This is a genomic window from Corallococcus sp. bb12-1 (genome assembly GCF_026626765.1).
In the GTDB taxonomy this organism is placed as follows: domain Bacteria; phylum Myxococcota; class Myxococcia; order Myxococcales; family Myxococcaceae; genus Corallococcus; species Corallococcus terminator.
Map to the genome: position 1 here is coordinate 477,157 of NZ_JAPNJZ010000028.1, position 18,852 is coordinate 496,008.

Consider the following 18,852-nt stretch of genomic DNA (forward strand, 5'->3'; position numbering starts at 1 on the left):
ACGGAAGGCCCGTCAGGGCCTCCAGGGAGCGAGCGTGACTAGAACTGCGCCTTCATGAACGCCTTGACGCGCATGTGGTCGAAGTTGCGCTCTTCCAGGCTGTTCCAACCGCCGTTGCGGTTGGTGAAGCCGCGAGAGCCCACCGCGACGTTGTGGTCCGCCGCGATGGTGTCGTCCGCGTACTGCACCACGTAGCCGTCGCCGAAGTCGGGACGGAAGGTGCCGAACGCGTACTGGCCCTCCAGACCGAACTCCACGCCGGACAGGATGTAGCGCGCCTTCACGAGGATCTGGTTCTTGTTGTGCTTGCCGGACGCCATCTCGTGGTTGTTGTACGCCTGGAACGCCGTGTTGCCGTCCAGCAGGTCCGCGAAGAACTTGGAGTAGCTCGCGGACAGGTACAGGTCGTCCGTGAACTGGTAGCCGGCGCCCGCCGTGAACGTCGTGTAGTCCAGCACCCGGTCGTCGTCCGCCAGGTTGTCGAACGGCTTGAACTGGTAGCCCGTCTCACCCTGGCTGTTGGTGATGACAGACGGGTTCTTGTACAGGTCCGCAGTGTTGAGGCCCGGGCTGTAATCGTTGACGAGCGAGTTGTCGCACGCCACCGAACCGCCTGCGCACGCACCCTGCTGGAACGGCAGGAAGCGCGGATCGTTCATGCGCTTGTCGTTCTCATGGATGTACTTGAACTTGCCGAACACATCGATGCCCTTGAGCACGTCCACGACGTACTTGGCGCGCAGCGCGATGAGGTGCGTGCGCTTGTCCTGGAAGGGCTGGTAGGCCGTGCGGTAGTTGTGGCCCACGCCGGAGTCCAGCTCCGTGCCGGGGTACTGGCTGTCACCCAGCGCCTTGTCCGCGCTGCCGTACGCCTGCCAGTTGGTGTTGTAGGTGATGAAGGAATACTCACCCCCGACCTCCAGCGCGCCGTTCGTGTAGACCGGGTTCGCCGTCGCGCCCTTCCAGCCGATCGCCGTCTCCGCGAAGGGCTCGTCGAAGTCCGTGAAGTCGTTGTCCACGTTGATGGTCGCCACCTGCTGCGACTCGCTGGACCAGCCGCCGTAGCCGATGCGCGTGGGGTTGCCCTTGTAGATGCCGTAGGAGGCATTGGACGGGCCGGGGAACGCGAAGCTGCCGTCGTGGCCTTCCGTCAACAGCACGTCCGCTTCACGGCGGCTGGCCATCACCGCCACGTAGTCCGCGCCGATGCTGAAGAGCTGGAAGTTCAGCGACAGGCCCACATCGAGCGGGTCGTTGAGCGACGCGTTCAGCATGTACGTCTGGTCCGTGTGGTGACCGGCCAGCACCGCGCTGTAGCCACCGACGCCAAAGCTCTTCGGCGTCAGGATGGGGTCCGCGTTCGAGTACGACGTGTACGCGGCCGCGCGCACGTCCAGCCAGGAGCCCATGTGCAGGCCGGCCTTCAGGCCGCCCACGCCGTTGCGGTAGCGCGGCGTCAGGTCACGCCCGTCATCCAGGTTCGTGTCGTCCGCGCGCACTTCCTGGTCGTTCGCGTACTGGAAGATGCCTCCGACGTCGAACATCTCCGTCGGGGTGTACTTCGCCTGGAAGCCGTACGCCGCGTCACGCGCGTGGAAGGCGCCCGTGCTGAAGCCCGGGCCGGCCCAGAGGCGGGGCAGCGAGATGCGCGCCGCGTCCCAGGTGATCTTCCGGTCCAGGTTCGAGCCCTGCACCATGATGGCCGCCGCGTTGTCGCGGTCGATGTAGCGCACCCGGCCGATGACGAACGGGTCGAACTGGCCCAGGTCCGTCGCGCCGATGAGCGCCGAGTCGATGAGGTAGCCCGGACGCAGCGTCACCGACATGCCGCGCAGCTTGATGTACTGGTTGGAGCGAGGGTCGAACTCGCCGCAGTCACCGGCGATGCAGGGACCCGCCGCGTTGCCGCCGAAGCCGCCGAAGTTCGTCCAGAAGTTCTGGTTGAAGCGGCTGTGGATGCGGCCGTTGACCTCCACCTGCGGGGAGATCTTCGCGTTCAGGAGCAGCTCCAGCTCCGTGCCGATACCGTTGTCGCCGTAGCCCTCACCGGGCACCGTGGAGAAGTTGTAGAGCGCGCCCTGGTCCCGCTGGTTGCCCCAGAGGTACTTGGTATAGGTCGTGCCACCAATGGTGAGCTTGGGGCCGCTGTCCTGCGCCATGGCCGCCCCGGGAATCAGGCCGGCCGCCACGGAGAGCACGCACGCTCCCCGCACCACATTCGTACGAATCTTCATGATGTTCGGAAAACCCTTCTCGAAAACGTGAGTCTGAGGGGGGTCATCCCCTCTCCCGGGGCGCCGCGGGTTCGCCGCGGCAGCCCTCCCCGTGTTGCATCAAACCTTGAAACAGACCGTTTTTGAACAGTCCGCCGGTTACTTCGTCGGCGTCGCGGTCGTCGGGGCCGGAGCCACCGTCGTTCCAGCCGGAGCGGCCGGCGCGGGCGCCGGGGTCGGCGTCGCGGCCTCCGTCGGAGCCGGAGCGGCCGGAGCAGGGGCCGGCGTCGCGGCGGCGGCGCCACCCGTGGCGGCGGGACGCTTCGGGCCGGACACCATCTTCAGCGTGGCCTTCTTGGTGGACGAACCATCCGGGCCGCACTCGTAGGCGAGCATGTCGTACTGCGCCTTCGCCTCGGAGCTGTCGCCCTTGGCCTCGCCGGCCAGCGTGTCAATCACATGCGGATCGCAGTCGAAGTCGGTGCCGCCGCCGAAGCGGTGCTGGCCCTCGTACTCGTTCACGCGGCGCGTGAGCAGGTCGTTGCCGGCCGGGAAGCCTTCATTGGACTGCATGACGACCTGGAAGCCCCACGTCGTCGGGTCGCTGTCGGCCAGGTCGGAGTTCATCACCGTGGCGGTGATCTTGTTGCCGGAGGCGCGCACCTGCGCGGGCACCACCACGGCGCTCTTCATCGCGCCCGCCTTGTTGTTGGCCTCCGCGCGCACGCGCGACGAGCCCTGCGGCGAGATGACGACGACCTTGTCCCAGGCATCCTCCGGGGCGAAGGCCACGTTGAGGCCCGGGGGGCTGTCCGTGAAGCCGCTGCCCGTCTTGTGGTCGGTGTCGATGAAGACGAACACCTCCTGCACGGAGAAGCCGTCCTTCATGTTCCAGGGGTTGGCCACCTTGGCCTTCAGCTCGATGGAAAACTCGGTCTTGTTGCTGCCCTTGTCCACCGTGACCTTGGTCAGGTCGAACGAGCCCGGCACGTACACGGGGTCCGTCGGGTAGGTGTACTTGCCCGGGCCCTTGTCGTCGCCGGTCGGGTCCTTGAAGGACACCTTGTCGGCCAGCGCGGGGGCCGCGACCAGCGAAGCGGCGAGCGTGAGGAATGCAATGCGGGGGTTGATGATCATGGGGGTGATGGCTCCTTGCAACGACAGACGGTGAACTGCGGATGACCGCGACTAACCCTTCACGCCACCGGCGGTGAGCCCGGAGACGAGATACTTCTGGAGGAAGAGGAACAGGAACACGACGGGCACCGACACGATGATGGAGCCGGCCGCGAAGTAGCCCCACTGCTGGCTGAAGCCGCCCACGAAGAAGCGCAGGCCCACGGGCGCCGTGTACATCGTCTCCTGGTCCATGAACGTCGCGGCGAGGATGAACTCGTTCCACGCGGTCATGAAGCTGAAGAGCGCCGTCACCGCCACCGCGGGCTTGGCCAAAGGCAGGATGACGCTCCAGAAGATGCGCCCCACGGACGCCCCTTCAATCAGCGCCGCCTCCTCCAGGTCCTTGGGGATGGTGTCGAAGTAGCCCTTGAGCATCCACACGCTGAACGGGATGGACGTCGTGGCGTACACGATGATGAGGCCCAGCCGACTGCTGCCCAGGCCCAGCCACTGCACCAGGATGATGTAGAGCGGAATCAGCATCAGCGTGCCCGGGAACATCTGGGACACGAGGAACGCCATCATGCCCGTGCGCTGCCCGGGGAACTTGAAGCGGCTGAAGGCATACGCCGCCGTGCACGCCAGGAACACGCCCACCACCGTGGTGCCAATGGAGATGATGGCGCTGTTGAGCATCCACTTGGCGAACGGCTGGTCCGTCATCACCGACGCGAAGTTGGAGACGGAGAACTGCTCCGGCCACGGCGTCACCGCGCGCAGCCGGTCCCAGAAGGTGGGGTTCTCCGGCAGCGTGGCGATGGCCAGGCTCTGCTTGCCGGAGAACGCCAGGCTCACCACCCAGAGGATGGGGTAGATGGTGAAGAGGGTGAAGGCCACCAGCACGATGTGCAGGGGCGCGTGGGAGATGCCTTCGCGACGTTCAGAGAAGAGCGCCATGGGTTTACGCGGCCTCCGTGGCGCGGCTCATGCGGTTCTGCACCATGCTGTAGATGAGCAGGATGCCGAAGATGACGGTGGAGTACGCCGCCGCGTAGCCGTGGCGGTAGCGCTCGAAGGCGAACTTGTACGCCTGGGTGACCAGGATTTCCGTGGAGCCGCCAGGGTCCCCGCCCGTCACCAGGAAGATGATGTTGAACATGTTGAAGGTCCACACCACCGACAGGATGATGGCCGGCACCAGCGCGGGCTTCAGCGCGGGCAGCGTGATGGCCGTGAACTGCTGCCAGCGATTGGCCCCGTCCACGCGCGCCGCCTCATACAGCTCCCCGGGGATGGACTGGAGCGCGCCCAGCGACACCACCATCATGAACGGGAAGGACAGCCAGCCGTTGGTGGCCAGCGCCGTGAAGAAGGCCGTGAGGGGTGAGTCGAACCACGCCAGGCCTTCACCGCCGAACATCCGGATGACGTGGTTCACCACGCCGAACTGCTGGTGGAACATGCCCTTCCAGATGAGCGCGGTGATGTAGTTGGGCATCGCCCACGGCAGGATGAGCAGCACCCGGTAGATGGGCCGCATCTTGAGATTTGGCACGTTGAGCGCCAGCGCCAACAGCAGGCCCACCGTCACGCCGATGGTCACGTTCGTCACCGTCCAGAGGATGGTGAACAGCAGCGTGTAGTAGAAGTTCAGGTAGTTGAAGACGAGCGAGCCGTCCGCCGCCGTCTTCGCGAAGCTGAAGTCGCCCAGGATGTCCGTGTAGTTCTTCAGGCCAATCCACAGCTCCGACAGCGGCTGGCTGCTGTTGTAGAGGTTGGCGTCGGTGAACGACAGCGTGATGCCGTAGGCGAAGGGGAAGAAGACGAGCAGCACCATCCCCACCATCGCCGGCGCCACGTAGGCGTACGCCTGCCGGAACTCCACCGCCGTCGCCACCGTGCGGTGCAGCGCGCCCATTCCGATGAAGAGCAGCACCGCCAGCCCCAGCACGCCCAGCGCGCCCAGCGCCTTGCCCGCGTCGCCACGAACCTGCGCGCCACGCGCCGCGAGCTTGCCTGCGTCCGGGATGCCCGCGTCCGACAACTGACCCAGCGGGCGGCGCATCGCGTCCGCGTCCCACACGCCGGGCTTCAGCACGGGCTCCGCGTTGAGGTTGTGGGCGGCCATCAGCTTCTCGGCCGTCTGGCCGCGCGTGCGCAGCTCCGCGCTCACGGCCTCTTCCGTCTCTCGCAGCTCCGCGTCCAGCGTGCGCAGCGAATAGACCGTGTAGCCACCCAGGCCCGCCACGAACAGCGCCGCGGCCACCGCCACGCGCGCGCCCTGGCGCGACAGCGCGTACACGCCGGCCACGCATCCCGCGAGCGGCAACAGGAAGGCCAGCAGGGCCGGCGTCCAGGAGATGGGCTCCGCCTCGGTGAGCACCGGCGTGAACCACTCCACCGACCCCACCACCTGCCCGTCCACTTCCACCGGCGCGGAGAGCAACCGGCCACCAGAGGGCAGCGTCTCCGACTCCACCTCCGACTTGCGCGCGCCGCCTTCCTCGCGGTTCGTCTCCACCGCGGCGCGCAGGCGCTGACCCCGGTCGTACAGCGGCTTCTCCTCGCGCGACAACCGGCGCGGGGCCGCCTTGTCCCCGGTGTCCTCCGGGAAGGTGGACGCCTCCAGCTTGATGCCGCTGAAGGCGACGACGCGCGCGGCGCCGCCCTGTGGACGGGGCCAGCCCGCGACCACCGCGACCACCGCGTCGCCCGTGCCACCCGCGCGCTGCACCAGGTCCGTCAGGCCCAGCAGGGCCACGATGGACTTGCGCTGCGCCCGCTCCGCGCCGCGATCCGCCTGGGCACGGACGAGCAGTCCGTGCGCCAGGAGCAGGGCCAGCCCCAGCGCGAGCGCGAGCCCCACCAGGACCCGCCCCCGTTTGCTTCCCCCGGAATGACCCGAAGGCCCCGGGTCGGACGGGGCGGTCGCGTCGTTGTTCGGAGAGGCGCGGACCGTACTGGCCGCGGAAGGCGACTGCTGGGGGGCGTTCTGGCTCACTTCAGCTCCTCACTCACTTACTTCTTGGTGCGCAGGCCGGCGACGTCCTTGGCCACGCTCTTCTGGGCCACGTCCAGCGCCGCCTTCGGCGTGGCCGTGTTCTTGAGCACGGAGTTCATCGCGCTGGTCGCGGGGGTCCAGACCATCGACATCTCCGGCACGTTGGGCATGGGGATGGCCACGTCGACCTGGTCCTTCATCGCCTTGAGCAGCGGATCCGCCGTCACCCTCGGGTCGGCGTACACCGCGTTGTTCGCCGGGCTCTGACGGCCTTCCAGGGCCAGCGTCTTGCCCGCGCCCACGTCGGTGAGGAACTTCGCGAAGTCGTACGCCGCTTCCTTGTTCTTCGACGGGGCGGCCACGTACACGCCCTCCACCGTCATCCAGGGCTTCATCGGCGCGCCCTTGTTCTCATCCAGGGTGGGCAGCCGCGCGAAACCGTAGTCCACGCCCTTCGCCACCTCGCCCACGAACCAGGGACCGGAGAACACCATCGCGGCCTTGCCCTCGTTGAAGAGCGAGGTGATGAGCGCGCTGGAGGGCTCCGCCGGCAGGATGCCGTCCTTCTTCCACTTGAGGACCTGCTCCACCGACTTCACGTTGGCGGGCGAGTTCATCGTAGGGGTCGTCTTCGCGTCGAACACGCCGCCGCCGAAGCCGTTCATCACCGCCGCGTGGTAGTAGAAGTCGCCGTACGCGTACGCGAGCCCGAAGCGGCCCGCCTTCGCGTCGGAGAGCTTCTTCGCCATCGTCACCATTTCACCGGACGTCTTGGGCGGCGTGGGGACCAGCTTCGTGTTGTAGATGAGCGTGATGACCTTGTAGTTCAGCGGCAGGCCGTAGGTCGTCCCGCGGTAGACCATCGCGTCCATCGTCGTCGGGATGAAGCGCTTCTTCGTGGCGTCATCCAGGAAGAAGTCGATGGGCTCCACCGTGTTGCCCGCTTCAATCCAGCCGCCCAGGCGGTCCTGCGCGAAGATGAAGAGGTCCGGACCCTTGCCGCGCGGCACCGTCGCGGAGATTTTATCCGCGTACGCGTCGTACGGCACCGCCAGCGTGGTGACCTTGACGCCCTTGGCCTCGTTGGCCTTGTTGTACTCGGCGACCACCTTCTCCAGGGCGGCCTTCTCCTCCGCGCGGTAGGCGTGCCAGAGCACCAGCTCCGTGGCGGCGAAGGACGGGACGGGCAACAGGCCGACTGCGCACAGACAGAGGGCCGCGAGCAGCGTTCGCAGGTTCGTCATGAAATGCCTCCGGGATATCAAACGGACAGACGCAGTTCGGATTCAGCGTCGAAGAGGTGCAGGGACTCCAGCTCCACGGCGACGGGCACGACGGCGCCCGGCTCGGGGGTGGACTGGGGCGGCAGGCGGAAGACCAGCGGGTTGTCCCCCAACCGGGCATGCACGATGAGCTCGTTGCCCAGGGGCTCCACCAGCTCCACGCGCGCCTCCGCCGGCGCCGTCTCACCGCGAGCCGCCGCGCCCGCGGGCAGGATGTTGTCCGGCCGCAGGCCCACCTTCACCTTGCGCCCGCCCTTGCCCGCCGTCGCCGCGCGCAGGTTCTGCGCCACGGGCAGCCGGAAGCCGTCGCCCACCAGCGCCGTGCCGTCCGCGTCCAGCGTGGCGGAGAGCATGTTGATGGGCGGCGTGCCGATGAACTGCGCCACGAAGACGTTGACCGGCTTCTCGTAGACCTCCAGCGGCGTGCCCAGCTGCTGGAGTTTTCCGTCCTTCATCACCGCGATGCGGTGGCCCATCGTCATCGCTTCGATCTGGTCGTGCGTGACGTAGACGGACGTGACCTGGAGCCGGTGCTGGAGCTTCTTGATCTCCGAGCGCATCTGCACGCGCAGCTTCGCGTCCAGGTTGGACAGGGGCTCGTCGAAGAGGAACACCGCCGGCTTGCGCACGATGGCGCGCCCCAGGGCCACGCGCTGACGCTGGCCGCCGGACAGCGCCTTGGGCTTGCGGTCCAGCAGGTGCGTGATGCCGAGGATTTCCGCCGCCTCGTCCACCAGCTTGTCCATCTCCGGCTTGGGCGTCTTGCGGATCTTGAGGCCGAACTCCAGGTTCTGCCGCACGGTCATGTGCGGATAGAGCGCGTAGTTCTGGAACACCATGGAGACGTCCCGGTCCTTCGGCGGCAGCGCGTTCACCGCGCGCGGACCGATGGAGATGGTGCCTCCCGAAATCTCCTCCAGGCCGGCGATCATCCGGAGCGCCGTGGACTTGCCGCAACCCGACGGCCCCACGAGGACCATGAACTCATGGTCGCGGATATCGAGGTTGAGCCCCTCGATGACCGACACATCCCCGTACCGCTTCGCCACGTCCTTGAACGACACGCCGGCCATCAGGCCCTCCAACAAGAGCCCCGCTCGCGCCGACGACAACAGCAGCACGTCCGGGTCAGGTTCTGCGCGCCCAGCGAATGCCTCACGGCACCCGCCCGAGGATGCGCGCGGACAGCGGCTCCAACGCCAGCTCCAGCGTGGCGCCCGCCTTCGTCCGCCCTCCGTTCAGCAGGTCCTCCACCTCCGCGACGCCCGTCCAACCCTCCGGCCACTTCACCGAAGCCGTGCCCCGCGTCTTGCCGCGGTTGAGCGCCACCACCACCGTGTCGCCCGAAGCCGCGTCCTTGCGCTGGAAGACATACACATCGCCTTCCGTCGACAGCGCTTCGTGCGTGCCCCGCGACAGCGACGGGTGCGCACGGCGGATGGAAATCAGGCGCTTGTAATACTCGCGCAAAGCCTCGTCGCGTTTCTTTCCCGCACCGGGCTTCACCGCCTGCTTGCCCCACGGCATGTCGCCGCGGTTCTGCGGCCAGTCACCGCCGGCGCGGCCCACTTCCTCGCCGTAGTAGATGACCGGGATGCCGGTGGTGGTGAGCTGCAGCGCGGCGGCCAGCCGGAAGAGCAACACGTCGCCCTTCAACTGGTGCAGCGCCCCGTCCACGTCGTGCGACGACAGGAAGTGCGCCAGGTGGTGCCCCGGCGTCACCTTCCCGCGCGACTGGAGGTAGCGGTCGAACGCCACCGTGCGGCCACGGCCCTGCAGGAAGCCCAGCGTGTTGCCCTGGAACGCGAAGTCGAACCCGGCGTCCATCTCATCCGGGGCGAAGTACGGCGCCAGCGACTCCACGTCGCCGCCCCACAGCTCGCCCAGCAGGAAGAAGTCGGGGCTCACCTCCGCGCGCGTGCGGCGGCGGTGTTCCTTCCAGAAGTCGTGGGACACGTGCTTCACGGTGTCCAGCCGGAAGCCGTCCACGCCCGAGCGCTTCGCCCAGTCCATCTGCGCATCCAGCAGGTACTTCGCCACCTCCGGCACTTCGGTCTTGAAGTCCGGCAGGCCCGCCACGCACGACGTCAGGTCATCCTGGCCGCAGGTGTTCTTGTCCTCGGAGCGAAGCCAGTCCGGCTTCTCCTTGAGGTAGCGCGAGTTGTAGCCCGGGTGGTTGTAGACGACGTCCAGCAGCACGCGGATGCCGCGCGCGTGCGCCGCGTCCACCAGCGCCTTGAAGTCCGCCTCCGTGCCGAAGCGCTCATCCAACGCGTGGAAGTCGTCCGCCCAGTAGCCGTGATAGCCCCAGTCCGGGAAGCCCGAACCGGTGACGAACCCGGGGATCTGCTTGAGCAGCGGCGTCACCCACAGCGCCGTCACGCCCAGCGACGACAGCTCATCCAGCTTCGCGGTGAGGCCCTTCAGGTCCCCACCGTGGAACGTGCCGGGCGCCTTCGTGTCGCCCTTCTCGTTGTTCGTGGGGTCGCCATCCGCGAAGCGATCCACCACCACGAAGTACAGCACCTCGTCCGCCCAGGGCCGCGCGGGCTCCTTCGGGGCGGCCGGGGCCGGAGGCGCGACCTCCGTCACGGGCGCGGGCGCGACCGGGGCGGTCACGGCGGGCTGCGTTGGCGCGGCGTCCGTGGCGGGTCGGGTCGGTGTCTCCGAGGCCGTGGCGCACCCCGCCAGACACAGGGCCACCAGGCCCTGGAACATCGGGTTCCACCGACCGCGGAGGGAGACAGCGTTCGATTGTGGGCGGGGGAGGCGCGGGGACATCTAAGCGCGGCACTGTAGCCAACAGTTTCTCAACCGGTGAAGGCCCCTTGGAACAATCGCCTGATGCCGCAATGCGGCATGTCCCAGGTGTTTTCCGCTGCACACCCGTGTGACGCGAGGCGTGGGCCCCTTCGACGGAGCGCGTGATTCCTGCCGCACTGCGTCTCGTTTCGAGGTCCCTTCCCACCCAACGCACCAGGGCGGATTCAGGCCCCTGAACATGGATCATCCAGACGTCCCAGCAACTCGTGAAACCGGCCTACCGGCCGCGTGTGACAGGGCCGGCTGGTACCGTGCGCTGGAAATTTCCACCCCCCTGGAGGTCCCCCTGAGAGTTCCATTCGCATTCCCCCGCGCGGCGCGCGCGCTCGCGTTGAGCGGGCTGTTCACCGCGCTCACCCCCTTGTCGGCGCTGGCGGCGCCGACGTCCGTGACGGTCATTGGCGACCTGCAGAGCGAGGCGGGCTGCGCCGCCGACAACGACCCCACCTGCGCGCAGACGGCGCTGACGTACGACGCGGCGGACGACGTCTGGCAGGGTTCGTTCACCGTGCCCGTGGGCACGTGGCACTTCAAGGTCGCGCTGGACGGTTCGCTGGCGCAGACGCATGGCGGTCCCGGCGGCGCGGACATCACGCTGAACCAGGCGACGGCCGGCGCGGTGAAGTTCTACTTCGACGCGAAGTCGTCGTACGTGGCGAGCAACCGCACCAGCACCATCGCGACGGTGGCGGGCACCTTCCAGCCGCAAGTGGGCTGTCCTGGCGACTGGTCCCCGGACTGCCTGCGCTCGATGATGCAGGACCCGGACGGTGACGGCATCTACACCTTCACCACCAAGGCGCTGAAGGCGGGCACCCACGAGTGCAAGGTCGCGCTCGACGAGCAGTGGACCACGGCCTATCCGGGCAGCAACGCCACGTTCGCGGTGGAGGAGGACAACCAGGAGATGATCTTCACGTGGGACTCCGGCGAGTCCAAGAAGGTGACCATCCGGGCCGCGGGCGCTCCGGCGGGCAACCTGCTGCTGGCGCGGGCGCACTGGGTGGCGCGCGACACGGTGGTGTGGAGCCCGGAGGTCGCGGTGCCGGCGGGCACGGTGTTCAAGCTGCACACGGACCCCACGGGCGCGATGACGCTCACGGGCGCGGGCGTGCAGGGCGGAAGCTCCGTGGCGCTGACGGTGGATGCCGCGGGGCTGACGCAGGCACAGCGCGCGCGCTTCCCGAACCTCGTGGGCCGGCCGGTGTTGAAGCTGGCCCCGGCGGACGCGGCGAACGCGGCCACGTGGCTCAAGGGCCAGGTGGCGGTGTCCGCCACCAACACGGAAGGCAAGCCGCTGGACGCCACCAGCGCGCAGTTCGCGGGCGTGATGGACGAGCTGTACACGTATGACGGCGCGCTCGGTCCCACGTTCGCGGACGGGGTTCCCACGCTGCGCGTCTGGGCCCCCACCGCGAAGCAGATGAACCTGCTGCTGTACACGGACTCCAGCGCCACGGCGACCTTCACCCGCGTGCCCATGGTGGCCGGGGACAAGGGCGTGTGGAGCGCGACGGGCGACGCGACGTGGAAGAGCCGCTTCTACCTGTACGAGGCGGAGGTCTACGTGCGCAAGGAGGGCAAGGTCGTCACGAACCGGGTCACCGACCCGTACTCGGTGGCCCTGTCCATCAACAGCACGCGCAGCCAGTTGGTGGACCTGTCGGACGCGACGCTCGCGCCGCAGGGCTGGAGCACGCTCGCGAAGCCCGCGCTGGAGGCGCCCGAGGACATCGTCCTCTACGAGCTGCACGCGCGCGACTTCAGCATCAACGACCTGACCGTGCCGGAGAACGAGCGCGGCACGTTCAAGGCGTTCACGCGCGACTCGGACGGCATGAAGCACCTGACGCGGCTGGCGAAGGCGGGCCTCACGCACGTGCACCTCTTGCCGGTGTTCGACATCGCGACCATCAACGAGAACCGCGCCGAACAGCAGCACCCCGCGGGCGACTTGGTGTCGCTGCGCCCGGACTCCGAGGAGCAGCAGGCCGCGGTGCGGGCCGTGGCGGACCTGGACGGCTTCAACTGGGGCTATGACCCGTACCACTACACCGTGCCGGAGGGCAGCTACTCCACGAACGCGGAGGGCCCCGTGCGCACGGTGGAGTTCCGGGAGATGGTGCAGTCGCTCAACCAGAAGGGCCTGCGCGTGGTGATGGACGTGGTCTACAACCACACCAACTCCTCCGGGCAGAACGCCCAGAGCGTGCTCGACCGCATCGTCCCCGGCTACTACCACCGCCTGAGCGACGACGGGAACGTGGAGACGAGCACCTGCTGCCAGAACACCGCGTCCGAGAACGCGATGATGGAGAAGCTGCTCATCGACTCGGTGGTGACGTGGGCCAAGGCCTACAAGGTGGACGGCTTCCGCTTCGACCTGATGGGCCACCACATGAAGTCCAACATGGTGAAGCTGCGCGCGACGCTGGACGCGCTCACCGTGGAGAAGGACGGCGTGGACGGCAAGGCCATCTACGTCTACGGCGAGGGCTGGGACTTCGGCGAGGTGCAGAACCAGGCGCGCGGCGTCAACGCCACGCAGGTCAACATGGCGGGCACGGGCATCGGCACGTTCAACGACCGCCTGCGCGACGCGGCCCGGGGCGGTGGCCCGTTCAGCGGCCTCCAGGACCAGGGCTTCATCAGCGGCCTGCTCTCCGCCCCCAACAGCACCAACCAGGGCACGGAGGCGGCGCAGAAGGAGAAGCTGCTCCTCTACGGCGATTGGATCCGCGTGGGCCTGACGGGCAACTTGAAGGACTACGTGCACCAGGACCATACGGGCGCGGAGGTGACGGGCGACAAGGTGGACTACAACGGGGCGCCCGTCGGCTACACCCTGGACCCGCAGGAGGTCATCACCTACGTCTCCGCGCACGACAACGAGACGCTGTTCGACGCCGTGCAGTTGAAGGCGCCGCGCGACCTGGCCATGGCCGAGCGCGTGCGGATGCACAACCTGGGCATCGCCATCGTGGCGCTGGGCCAGGGCATCCCGTTCTTCCACGCCGGTGACGAACTGCTGCGCTCCAAGTCGCTGGACCGCAACAGCTACAACTCCGGTGACTGGTTCAACAAGGTGGACTGGACGTACCAGTCGAACAACTGGGGCGTGGGCCTGCCGCCGGCCCCGGAGAACACCGGCAACTGGCCGCTCTTCGGGCCGATGCTCGCGGATCCGGCGCTCAAGCCGGCGTCGGCGGACATCGTGCGCGCGCGCGACCACTTCGAGGAGATGCTGGCCATCCGCAAGAGCTCGCGCCTGTTCCGCCTGCGCACGGGTGACGAGGTGAAGCAGTTGGTGCACTTCGAGAACACCGGCCTGGATCAGATCCCCGGTCTCATCGTGATGGCCATGCAGGACCACGGCACGAACGCGGAGGGCAAGCGCGCCATCGTGCTGTTCAACGGCACGGACGACGCTCAGACGTTCAAGGCGGACACGTACAAGACGCTGAAGCTCAAGCTGCACCCGCTGCAGCAGGCGTCCACGGACCCGGTGGTGCGCACGTCCGCGTACGACGCGGCCACGGGCGGCTTCACGGTGCCGGCGCGCACCACGGCGGTGTTCGTCACCGACGACGCGACGGACCCCACCGACCCCACGGATCCGGACGAGTCCGACGGCTGCGGCTGCCAGAGCACCGTCCCGGGCCCGCTGGGTGCCACGAGCCTGCTGCTCGCGGTGGGCCTGATGCTGAAGCTGCGCCGCCGTCGGGCGTAGCAGTCAGTCGCTGGAAATGAAACGGGCCCCGGATGCGAGTGCGCGTCCGGGGCCCGTGGTGTTTCTAGAGGTAACACTACGGGAGCGTGAGGATCTCCGCGCCCGTGTCGGTGACGAGCAGGGTGTGTTCGAACTGGGCGCTGCGCAGGCCGTCCGCGGTGACGACGGTCCACTCGTCGTTCCAGGTGCGGTGGTCCCAGTGGCCCTGGTTGATCATCGGCTCGACGGTGAAGATCATCCCGGGCTGCATGATCGTGTCGGCCTCCGGCTCGTAGTAGTGGGGCACCTGGAGCGCGGTGTGGAAGGTCTCGCCAATGCCGTGGCCACAGTAGGCGCGCACGACGCTGGTGCCGTTCTTCACGGCGTGGGCCTCCACCGCGCGGCCAATGTCGCTGATGGGGCGGCCGGGCTTCACCGCGGCGATGCCGATGTCCAGGCACTCCTTCGCCACCTGCACCAGCTTCTGGTGCTGGGGCTCCACGTTGCCGACGAGGTAGGTGGCGGAGCAGTCGCCGTGGACGCCATCCAGGTAGATGGTGATGTCCAGGTTGACGATGTCGCCGTCCTCCAGCGCGCGGCTGTCGGGGATGCCGTGGCAGATGACCTCGTTGACGGAGGTGCAGAGCGACTTGGGGAAGCGGTGGTAGTTGAGGGTGCTGGGGTAGCCGCCGCGCTTGAGGTAGGCCTCGTGGGCGATGGCATCCAGCTCATCCGTGGTGATGCCCACGCGCACGTGCTGGGCGGTCTCCACCAGCACCTGGGCCGCGGCCTGACAGGCACGGCGCATGCGGGCGATGACGTCCGGGGACTTCACGTCGGATTCGTTTCGCGAGCGCGACGGACGGCCGGAGTCCGCGTATTCGGGCCGGCCGATGGTGATGGGCACCACGCGCTTGGGGCTGACGATGCCGGGGCGCACGCCCTTGCGGGCAGTGTCGGGGCCCTTCTTGCGGGCCTCCACGGTGTCGGTGCCACGGTGGCACTTCTTGTACTTGGAGCCGCTGCCGCACCAGCAGGCGTCATTGGGCCCGGGCAGCACGGCGGGGGCGGTTCGGGGGGTGGCGGTGGTCATCGGGAGGCTCCGGAGCGCGAGTCGGTGGTAGCGGCCTGGCGGGCACGAGCCCAACGCAGCATCTGGGGTTTGAGCCAAAGGCGCGGACGCCCGGCGCCAAGGTCGAGCACGGGGCGGGGCATGTCCGGGTAGCGGCGCAGGTACGTGCTGACGCTGTTGGGGTGGGCGAGGCGCAACAGGCCCGCCACCGCCTGGGCGTCAATCAGGTCCTTCGTATTCACCAGGGGGCACATGGAGGTGTCTATACGCGTAGACACCCACGGATGCACGGAATCCTTCCCCGCCCTGTGGGGGTGGGCGGACGGGGCGGGGGTCGGCTGGCGGGTCGCCTGGGGATGCCCTCGCACGAAAACAAAAACCCCGGACTCCGCAGGGGAGCCCGGGGCTTCTTGAAGCCGGGACGTCAGCTTCGGATTACTCCGCCCACCAGGTCTCGGTGAACACGCTGAAGCCGTTCACGGTGTCGACGAAGATGGAGACGTTGTGGCGGCTCCACGGGTCGTCCGAGTAGCTGAAGATGCAGCCCTTGAAGGAGCGGCCCGCGCTCAGCGCGTCCAGGTTCGCAAGGCCCGCGTCCCGCACCGGCTGGGGGATGAGGGTGTTGCCGTTGACGTAGTTGATGGTGTTCACGACCGCGGCGCGAACTTCGGCGGCGTTGGCCAGGTTCGGCCGGATGGAAGCGCCCGACGGGACGCTGCTGGGCTCCAGACCGAAGCAGGTCGGACCGCCCTGGGAGTAGGGGTGGTTGGCCGTGACTTCATTCCACCAGTCGAAGTGGCGCTTCAGCTGCGCGCCATGGGACCCGTTGCTCGGGATGGCGTTCAGCGCGGAGGCGAGCGCCTCGAACGGGCGGCTCAGCGTGGCGGAGTTCCGGATGCTGCGGAAGCTGACGTCGCCGATGCCCGTCACGTTGGAGATGGCCTGCGCCGTCGTGAACGGGCGCTGGTTGAGGAGGTTCGCGGCGCCGTTCCACGCGTCCGGCAGGACGTCGTGCAGCTCCGAGTCCGGGATGGTGTTCACCAGCGACACGATGGCGGCCGCGTCGGAGGTGGAGATGGCGAGCCCGTCGAAGATGCCGACACAGCTGGAGCCGATGGCGTTCGTCGCGCGCGCGCCCTGCTCGATCTGCTTGAGGCGGGTCTCACCGACCAGGTTCACCGACGACACGTCCGCCAGCGACGTGAACGGCGCGGTCGCGCGGCGGCTCACGAGGTTCGTGGCGACGTTGCTCGGCAGGTACACGTCCAGCGTCTGGAAGGACGCCGTGTTCACGAAGGTGATGATGCCCTGGCACTCCGGGGCCACATCCACGTTCGTGGTGGTGATGGGCGCCTGCTGCGCCTCGAAGGAAGGAGACGTGAGGGACTCGGGGGACGGCTCGGTTTCGAGACCGCCGCAACCGGCGAACATGCTCACTGCGAGAAGGGCTGAGCCAAGACGACGCATCAGGAACTCCTGGAGGGGGGAGACAGCGGTGCGACGCGGCTCAATACACCAGAACGGTCTGACTCACCCCGGCCGTTTCACTTCGGACCCACCCTGTTCGTGTCACGTTTCAGTGAACGACTTCTGATTCCGCTGGGAGCGTCATCGCAATCCAGGGCGAGACTTCCTGACGTGAGAGCACATGTGCTCCCGGGCCTCACGCCTGGAAGCCCGAGGATGACCTTTCAGGTTGAGTCGAATTCATGGGACCCTGGAGGTTGATGGCTCCAGAACGGTCACAGGTGTTCCCGGCGGCGCTCCAACCCGGCACGGAGGTGGGACGCTGGCGCGTGCTCGGGACGTTGGGGGTGGGTGGGTACGGGGCGGTCTACCGGGTCGAACCGCTGGAGGGGGCGGGCCGGAGCTTCGCGCTCAAGCTGTCCCTGCATCCGGATCCCGCGCGGGCGCTGCGGGAGATGTCGCTGCTGCTGGACCGGGCGTGGCATCCCCAGGTGGTCCGCGTCCACGCCACCGGGCGCTGGCCGGACCCCATCGACGGGCTGCCCTACTTCGTCATGGACTGCGTGGAAGGGGTGGCGCTCCACACCTGGGCGGAGGTCTCCAACCCCACGTTCCGACAGCTGGCCATGGTGGGGGGCTCCGTGGCGATGACGCTCGACGTGTTGCATGCACGCGGAGTGCTGCACCGCGACCTCAAGCCGGAGCACATCCTCGTCCGGGAGCCGGGCCACGTGCCGGTGCTCATCGACTTCGGCGCCGGGGACCAGGCGGGGGCCACCACCCTCACGACCACCACCCTGCCCCCGGGCACGCTGCACCTGCGCAGCCCGGAGGCCATCCGCTTCCAGCAGCTCCACTGGCGGCAACCGGAGGTGCGCTATCCCTATACGGAGGCGGATGACCTGTACGCGCTGGGGGTGTGCCTGTACCGCGCGGCCACCGGGCACTATCCGTTCTCTCCGGAGCTGACGCCGGACCTGCTCACAGTGGCCATCACCCAGCGGCTGCCGCCGTCACCCCGGGCCATCAATCCGCAGGTGCCCGCGCCGTTCGCCACGGCCATCCTGAGGTTGCTGGAGAAGGAGCCGGAGCGGCGGCCTCGCACGGGCGTGCAGGCGCATGCGGAGCTCGTGGAGGGGCTTCTCTCCGACGGTGCGGCGTTCGAGGCGCGGCTCTTCGACGAAGTCCCCGGGGAAGTGCCCGGAAGGATCCGGCGTCCTGAATGGCCGTCCCAGCCCTACCGGACGGCGGAGACGGAGCCCGTGGCGCTGCTGCCGCTGATGCGGCCCGCGAGTTGGCTCCAGTCGCAGGGAGGGGCGGGGCTGATCAACCTGATGGTGTGCCTGATGCTTCTGGTCACGGGCTCTGGAACCTGGGAGGTCCTGTCCAGGGCCTGGACTCGCAATACAACCCCAGGGGTCCTGACCAATGCGTCCGCCTCCAGTGGTCATAAACTGGCGAGTCCGCCGGAGCGATCGCACAGTGTTCCTGTCGCTGCCCCGCTGACCACGGGCCCTCCATTGGCGACCGTTGCCCCCGTGGCGACGCCTCTCGAGGAACGCTCCCCTGTGACTTCCAAACATGTTGTTTCATCCCCTGTCGCACCGCCCCTGAAGCCGAGCCGCCCGCTCAAGGCCGTCATGGCTTCGGTCTGTATGGGGATGGCCTGTGCCAGCAATCCTCCGCTGATGTCTCGTCCCACACCTCCCTCCGAGGACTGTCCGGCGGAGTCAGTCGAATCCATGAAGAGGCTGGGCGTCGCTGGCGCATTGCTGGACGGACTGTTCGATCGCAAGGTGATGCGTGGGAATGTCACCGTTCGTGAAGGACGAGGTTCCTTGTGGGTCTACGGCCTCAAGGGTGTCAGGGACGGCGATACGCTCACAGGCGAGTTCTACGTCGGTTCCGAACGGGTCTATGGTCGATTCACCCAACTTCGGCAGAAGAAGACCGGCGAAACCCATCCTGTCTGTTTTGAGTTCTGGACTGTGAACGACAGACAGACAGGACTCCCCCGCCTCAGTGGCGGCAACGAGGACACTGCGGTCCTCTTCAACAAGATCCAAATCCGGTCTGTGATTCGATACGATGAGAATTAGCGTGAAGGCGAATGCTTCTGCTCCTCCTTCCACTCCTTGCGTCCGCGGAAGTCGCCGCGTCTGACG

The 18,852-nt window shown here is 67.7% G+C and carries 12 protein-coding genes; 2 read left to right on the forward strand and 10 right to left on the reverse strand.

The window, feature by feature from the left end; all coding sequences use genetic code 11:
* Positions 1-38 precede the first annotated feature (38 nt).
* From OV208_RS35855 to OV208_RS35885, 7 genes are all read right to left on the reverse strand, one after another.
* The gene (locus OV208_RS35855) at positions 39-2,234 is read right to left on the reverse strand and encodes a hypothetical protein (RefSeq protein ID WP_267578431.1); all 2,196 of its coding nucleotides are present in this window, start codon (positions 2,232-2,234) and stop codon (positions 39-41) included.
* 138 nt (positions 2,235-2,372) lie between these two features.
* Positions 2,373-3,350: a glucodextranase DOMON-like domain-containing protein gene (locus tag OV208_RS35860; RefSeq protein WP_267578432.1), complete on the reverse strand. Its 978-nt coding sequence runs from the start codon at positions 3,348-3,350 to the stop codon at positions 2,373-2,375.
* Between the two features lie 51 nt (positions 3,351-3,401).
* On the reverse strand, positions 3,402-4,289 hold the full coding sequence (locus OV208_RS35865) for a sugar ABC transporter permease (RefSeq protein ID WP_267578433.1): 888 nt from the start codon (positions 4,287-4,289) through the stop codon (positions 3,402-3,404).
* 4 nt (positions 4,290-4,293) lie between these two features.
* Positions 4,294-6,333 carry a carbohydrate ABC transporter permease gene (locus OV208_RS35870; protein WP_267578434.1) on the reverse strand — a complete coding sequence of 680 codons (2,040 nt, stop codon included), beginning with the start codon at positions 6,331-6,333 and terminating at the stop codon, positions 4,294-4,296.
* 17 nt (positions 6,334-6,350) lie between these two features.
* Entirely contained in the window at positions 6,351-7,577 is a 1,227-nt protein-coding gene (locus tag OV208_RS35875) for an extracellular solute-binding protein (RefSeq protein ID WP_267578435.1), read from the reverse strand.
* A gap of 17 nt (positions 7,578-7,594) precedes the next feature.
* Entirely contained in the window at positions 7,595-8,689 is a 1,095-nt protein-coding gene (locus OV208_RS35880; protein ID WP_267578534.1) for an ABC transporter ATP-binding protein, read from the reverse strand.
* 82 nt (positions 8,690-8,771) lie between these two features.
* The gene (locus OV208_RS35885) at positions 8,772-10,334 is read right to left on the reverse strand and encodes an alpha-amylase family glycosyl hydrolase (RefSeq protein WP_267578436.1); all 1,563 of its coding nucleotides are present in this window, start codon (positions 10,332-10,334) and stop codon (positions 8,772-8,774) included.
* A gap of 436 nt (positions 10,335-10,770) precedes the next feature.
* Between OV208_RS35885 and pulA the strand changes: the two genes are divergently transcribed.
* Positions 10,771-14,169: a pullulanase-type alpha-1,6-glucosidase gene (gene pulA, locus OV208_RS35890; RefSeq protein ID WP_267578437.1), complete on the forward strand. Its 3,399-nt coding sequence runs from the start codon at positions 10,771-10,773 to the stop codon at positions 14,167-14,169.
* Between the two features lie 76 nt (positions 14,170-14,245).
* Here the strand turns inward: pulA and map are convergent, their stop codons facing one another.
* The 3 genes from map to OV208_RS35905 form a co-directional block, all read right to left on the reverse strand.
* Positions 14,246-15,241: a type I methionyl aminopeptidase gene (gene map / locus OV208_RS35895; protein ID WP_267578438.1), complete on the reverse strand. Its 996-nt coding sequence runs from the start codon at positions 15,239-15,241 to the stop codon at positions 14,246-14,248.
* Positions 15,238-15,474, reverse strand: a complete 237-nt coding sequence (locus tag OV208_RS35900) for a hypothetical protein (protein ID WP_199742018.1) — start codon at positions 15,472-15,474, stop codon at positions 15,238-15,240. Before OV208_RS35900 ends, map begins: the two co-directional genes overlap by 4 nt.
* Before the next feature lie 181 nt (positions 15,475-15,655).
* Positions 15,656-16,687 carry a hypothetical protein gene (locus OV208_RS35905; protein WP_267578440.1) on the reverse strand — a complete coding sequence of 344 codons (1,032 nt, stop codon included), beginning with the start codon at positions 16,685-16,687 and terminating at the stop codon, positions 15,656-15,658.
* A 260-nt stretch (positions 16,688-16,947) separates the two neighbouring features.
* Between OV208_RS35905 and OV208_RS35910 the strand changes: the two genes are divergently transcribed.
* Positions 16,948-18,786, forward strand: a complete 1,839-nt coding sequence (locus OV208_RS35910) for a serine/threonine protein kinase (RefSeq protein WP_267578441.1) — start codon at positions 16,948-16,950, stop codon at positions 18,784-18,786.
* The last annotated feature ends 66 nt before the right edge of the window (positions 18,787-18,852 follow it).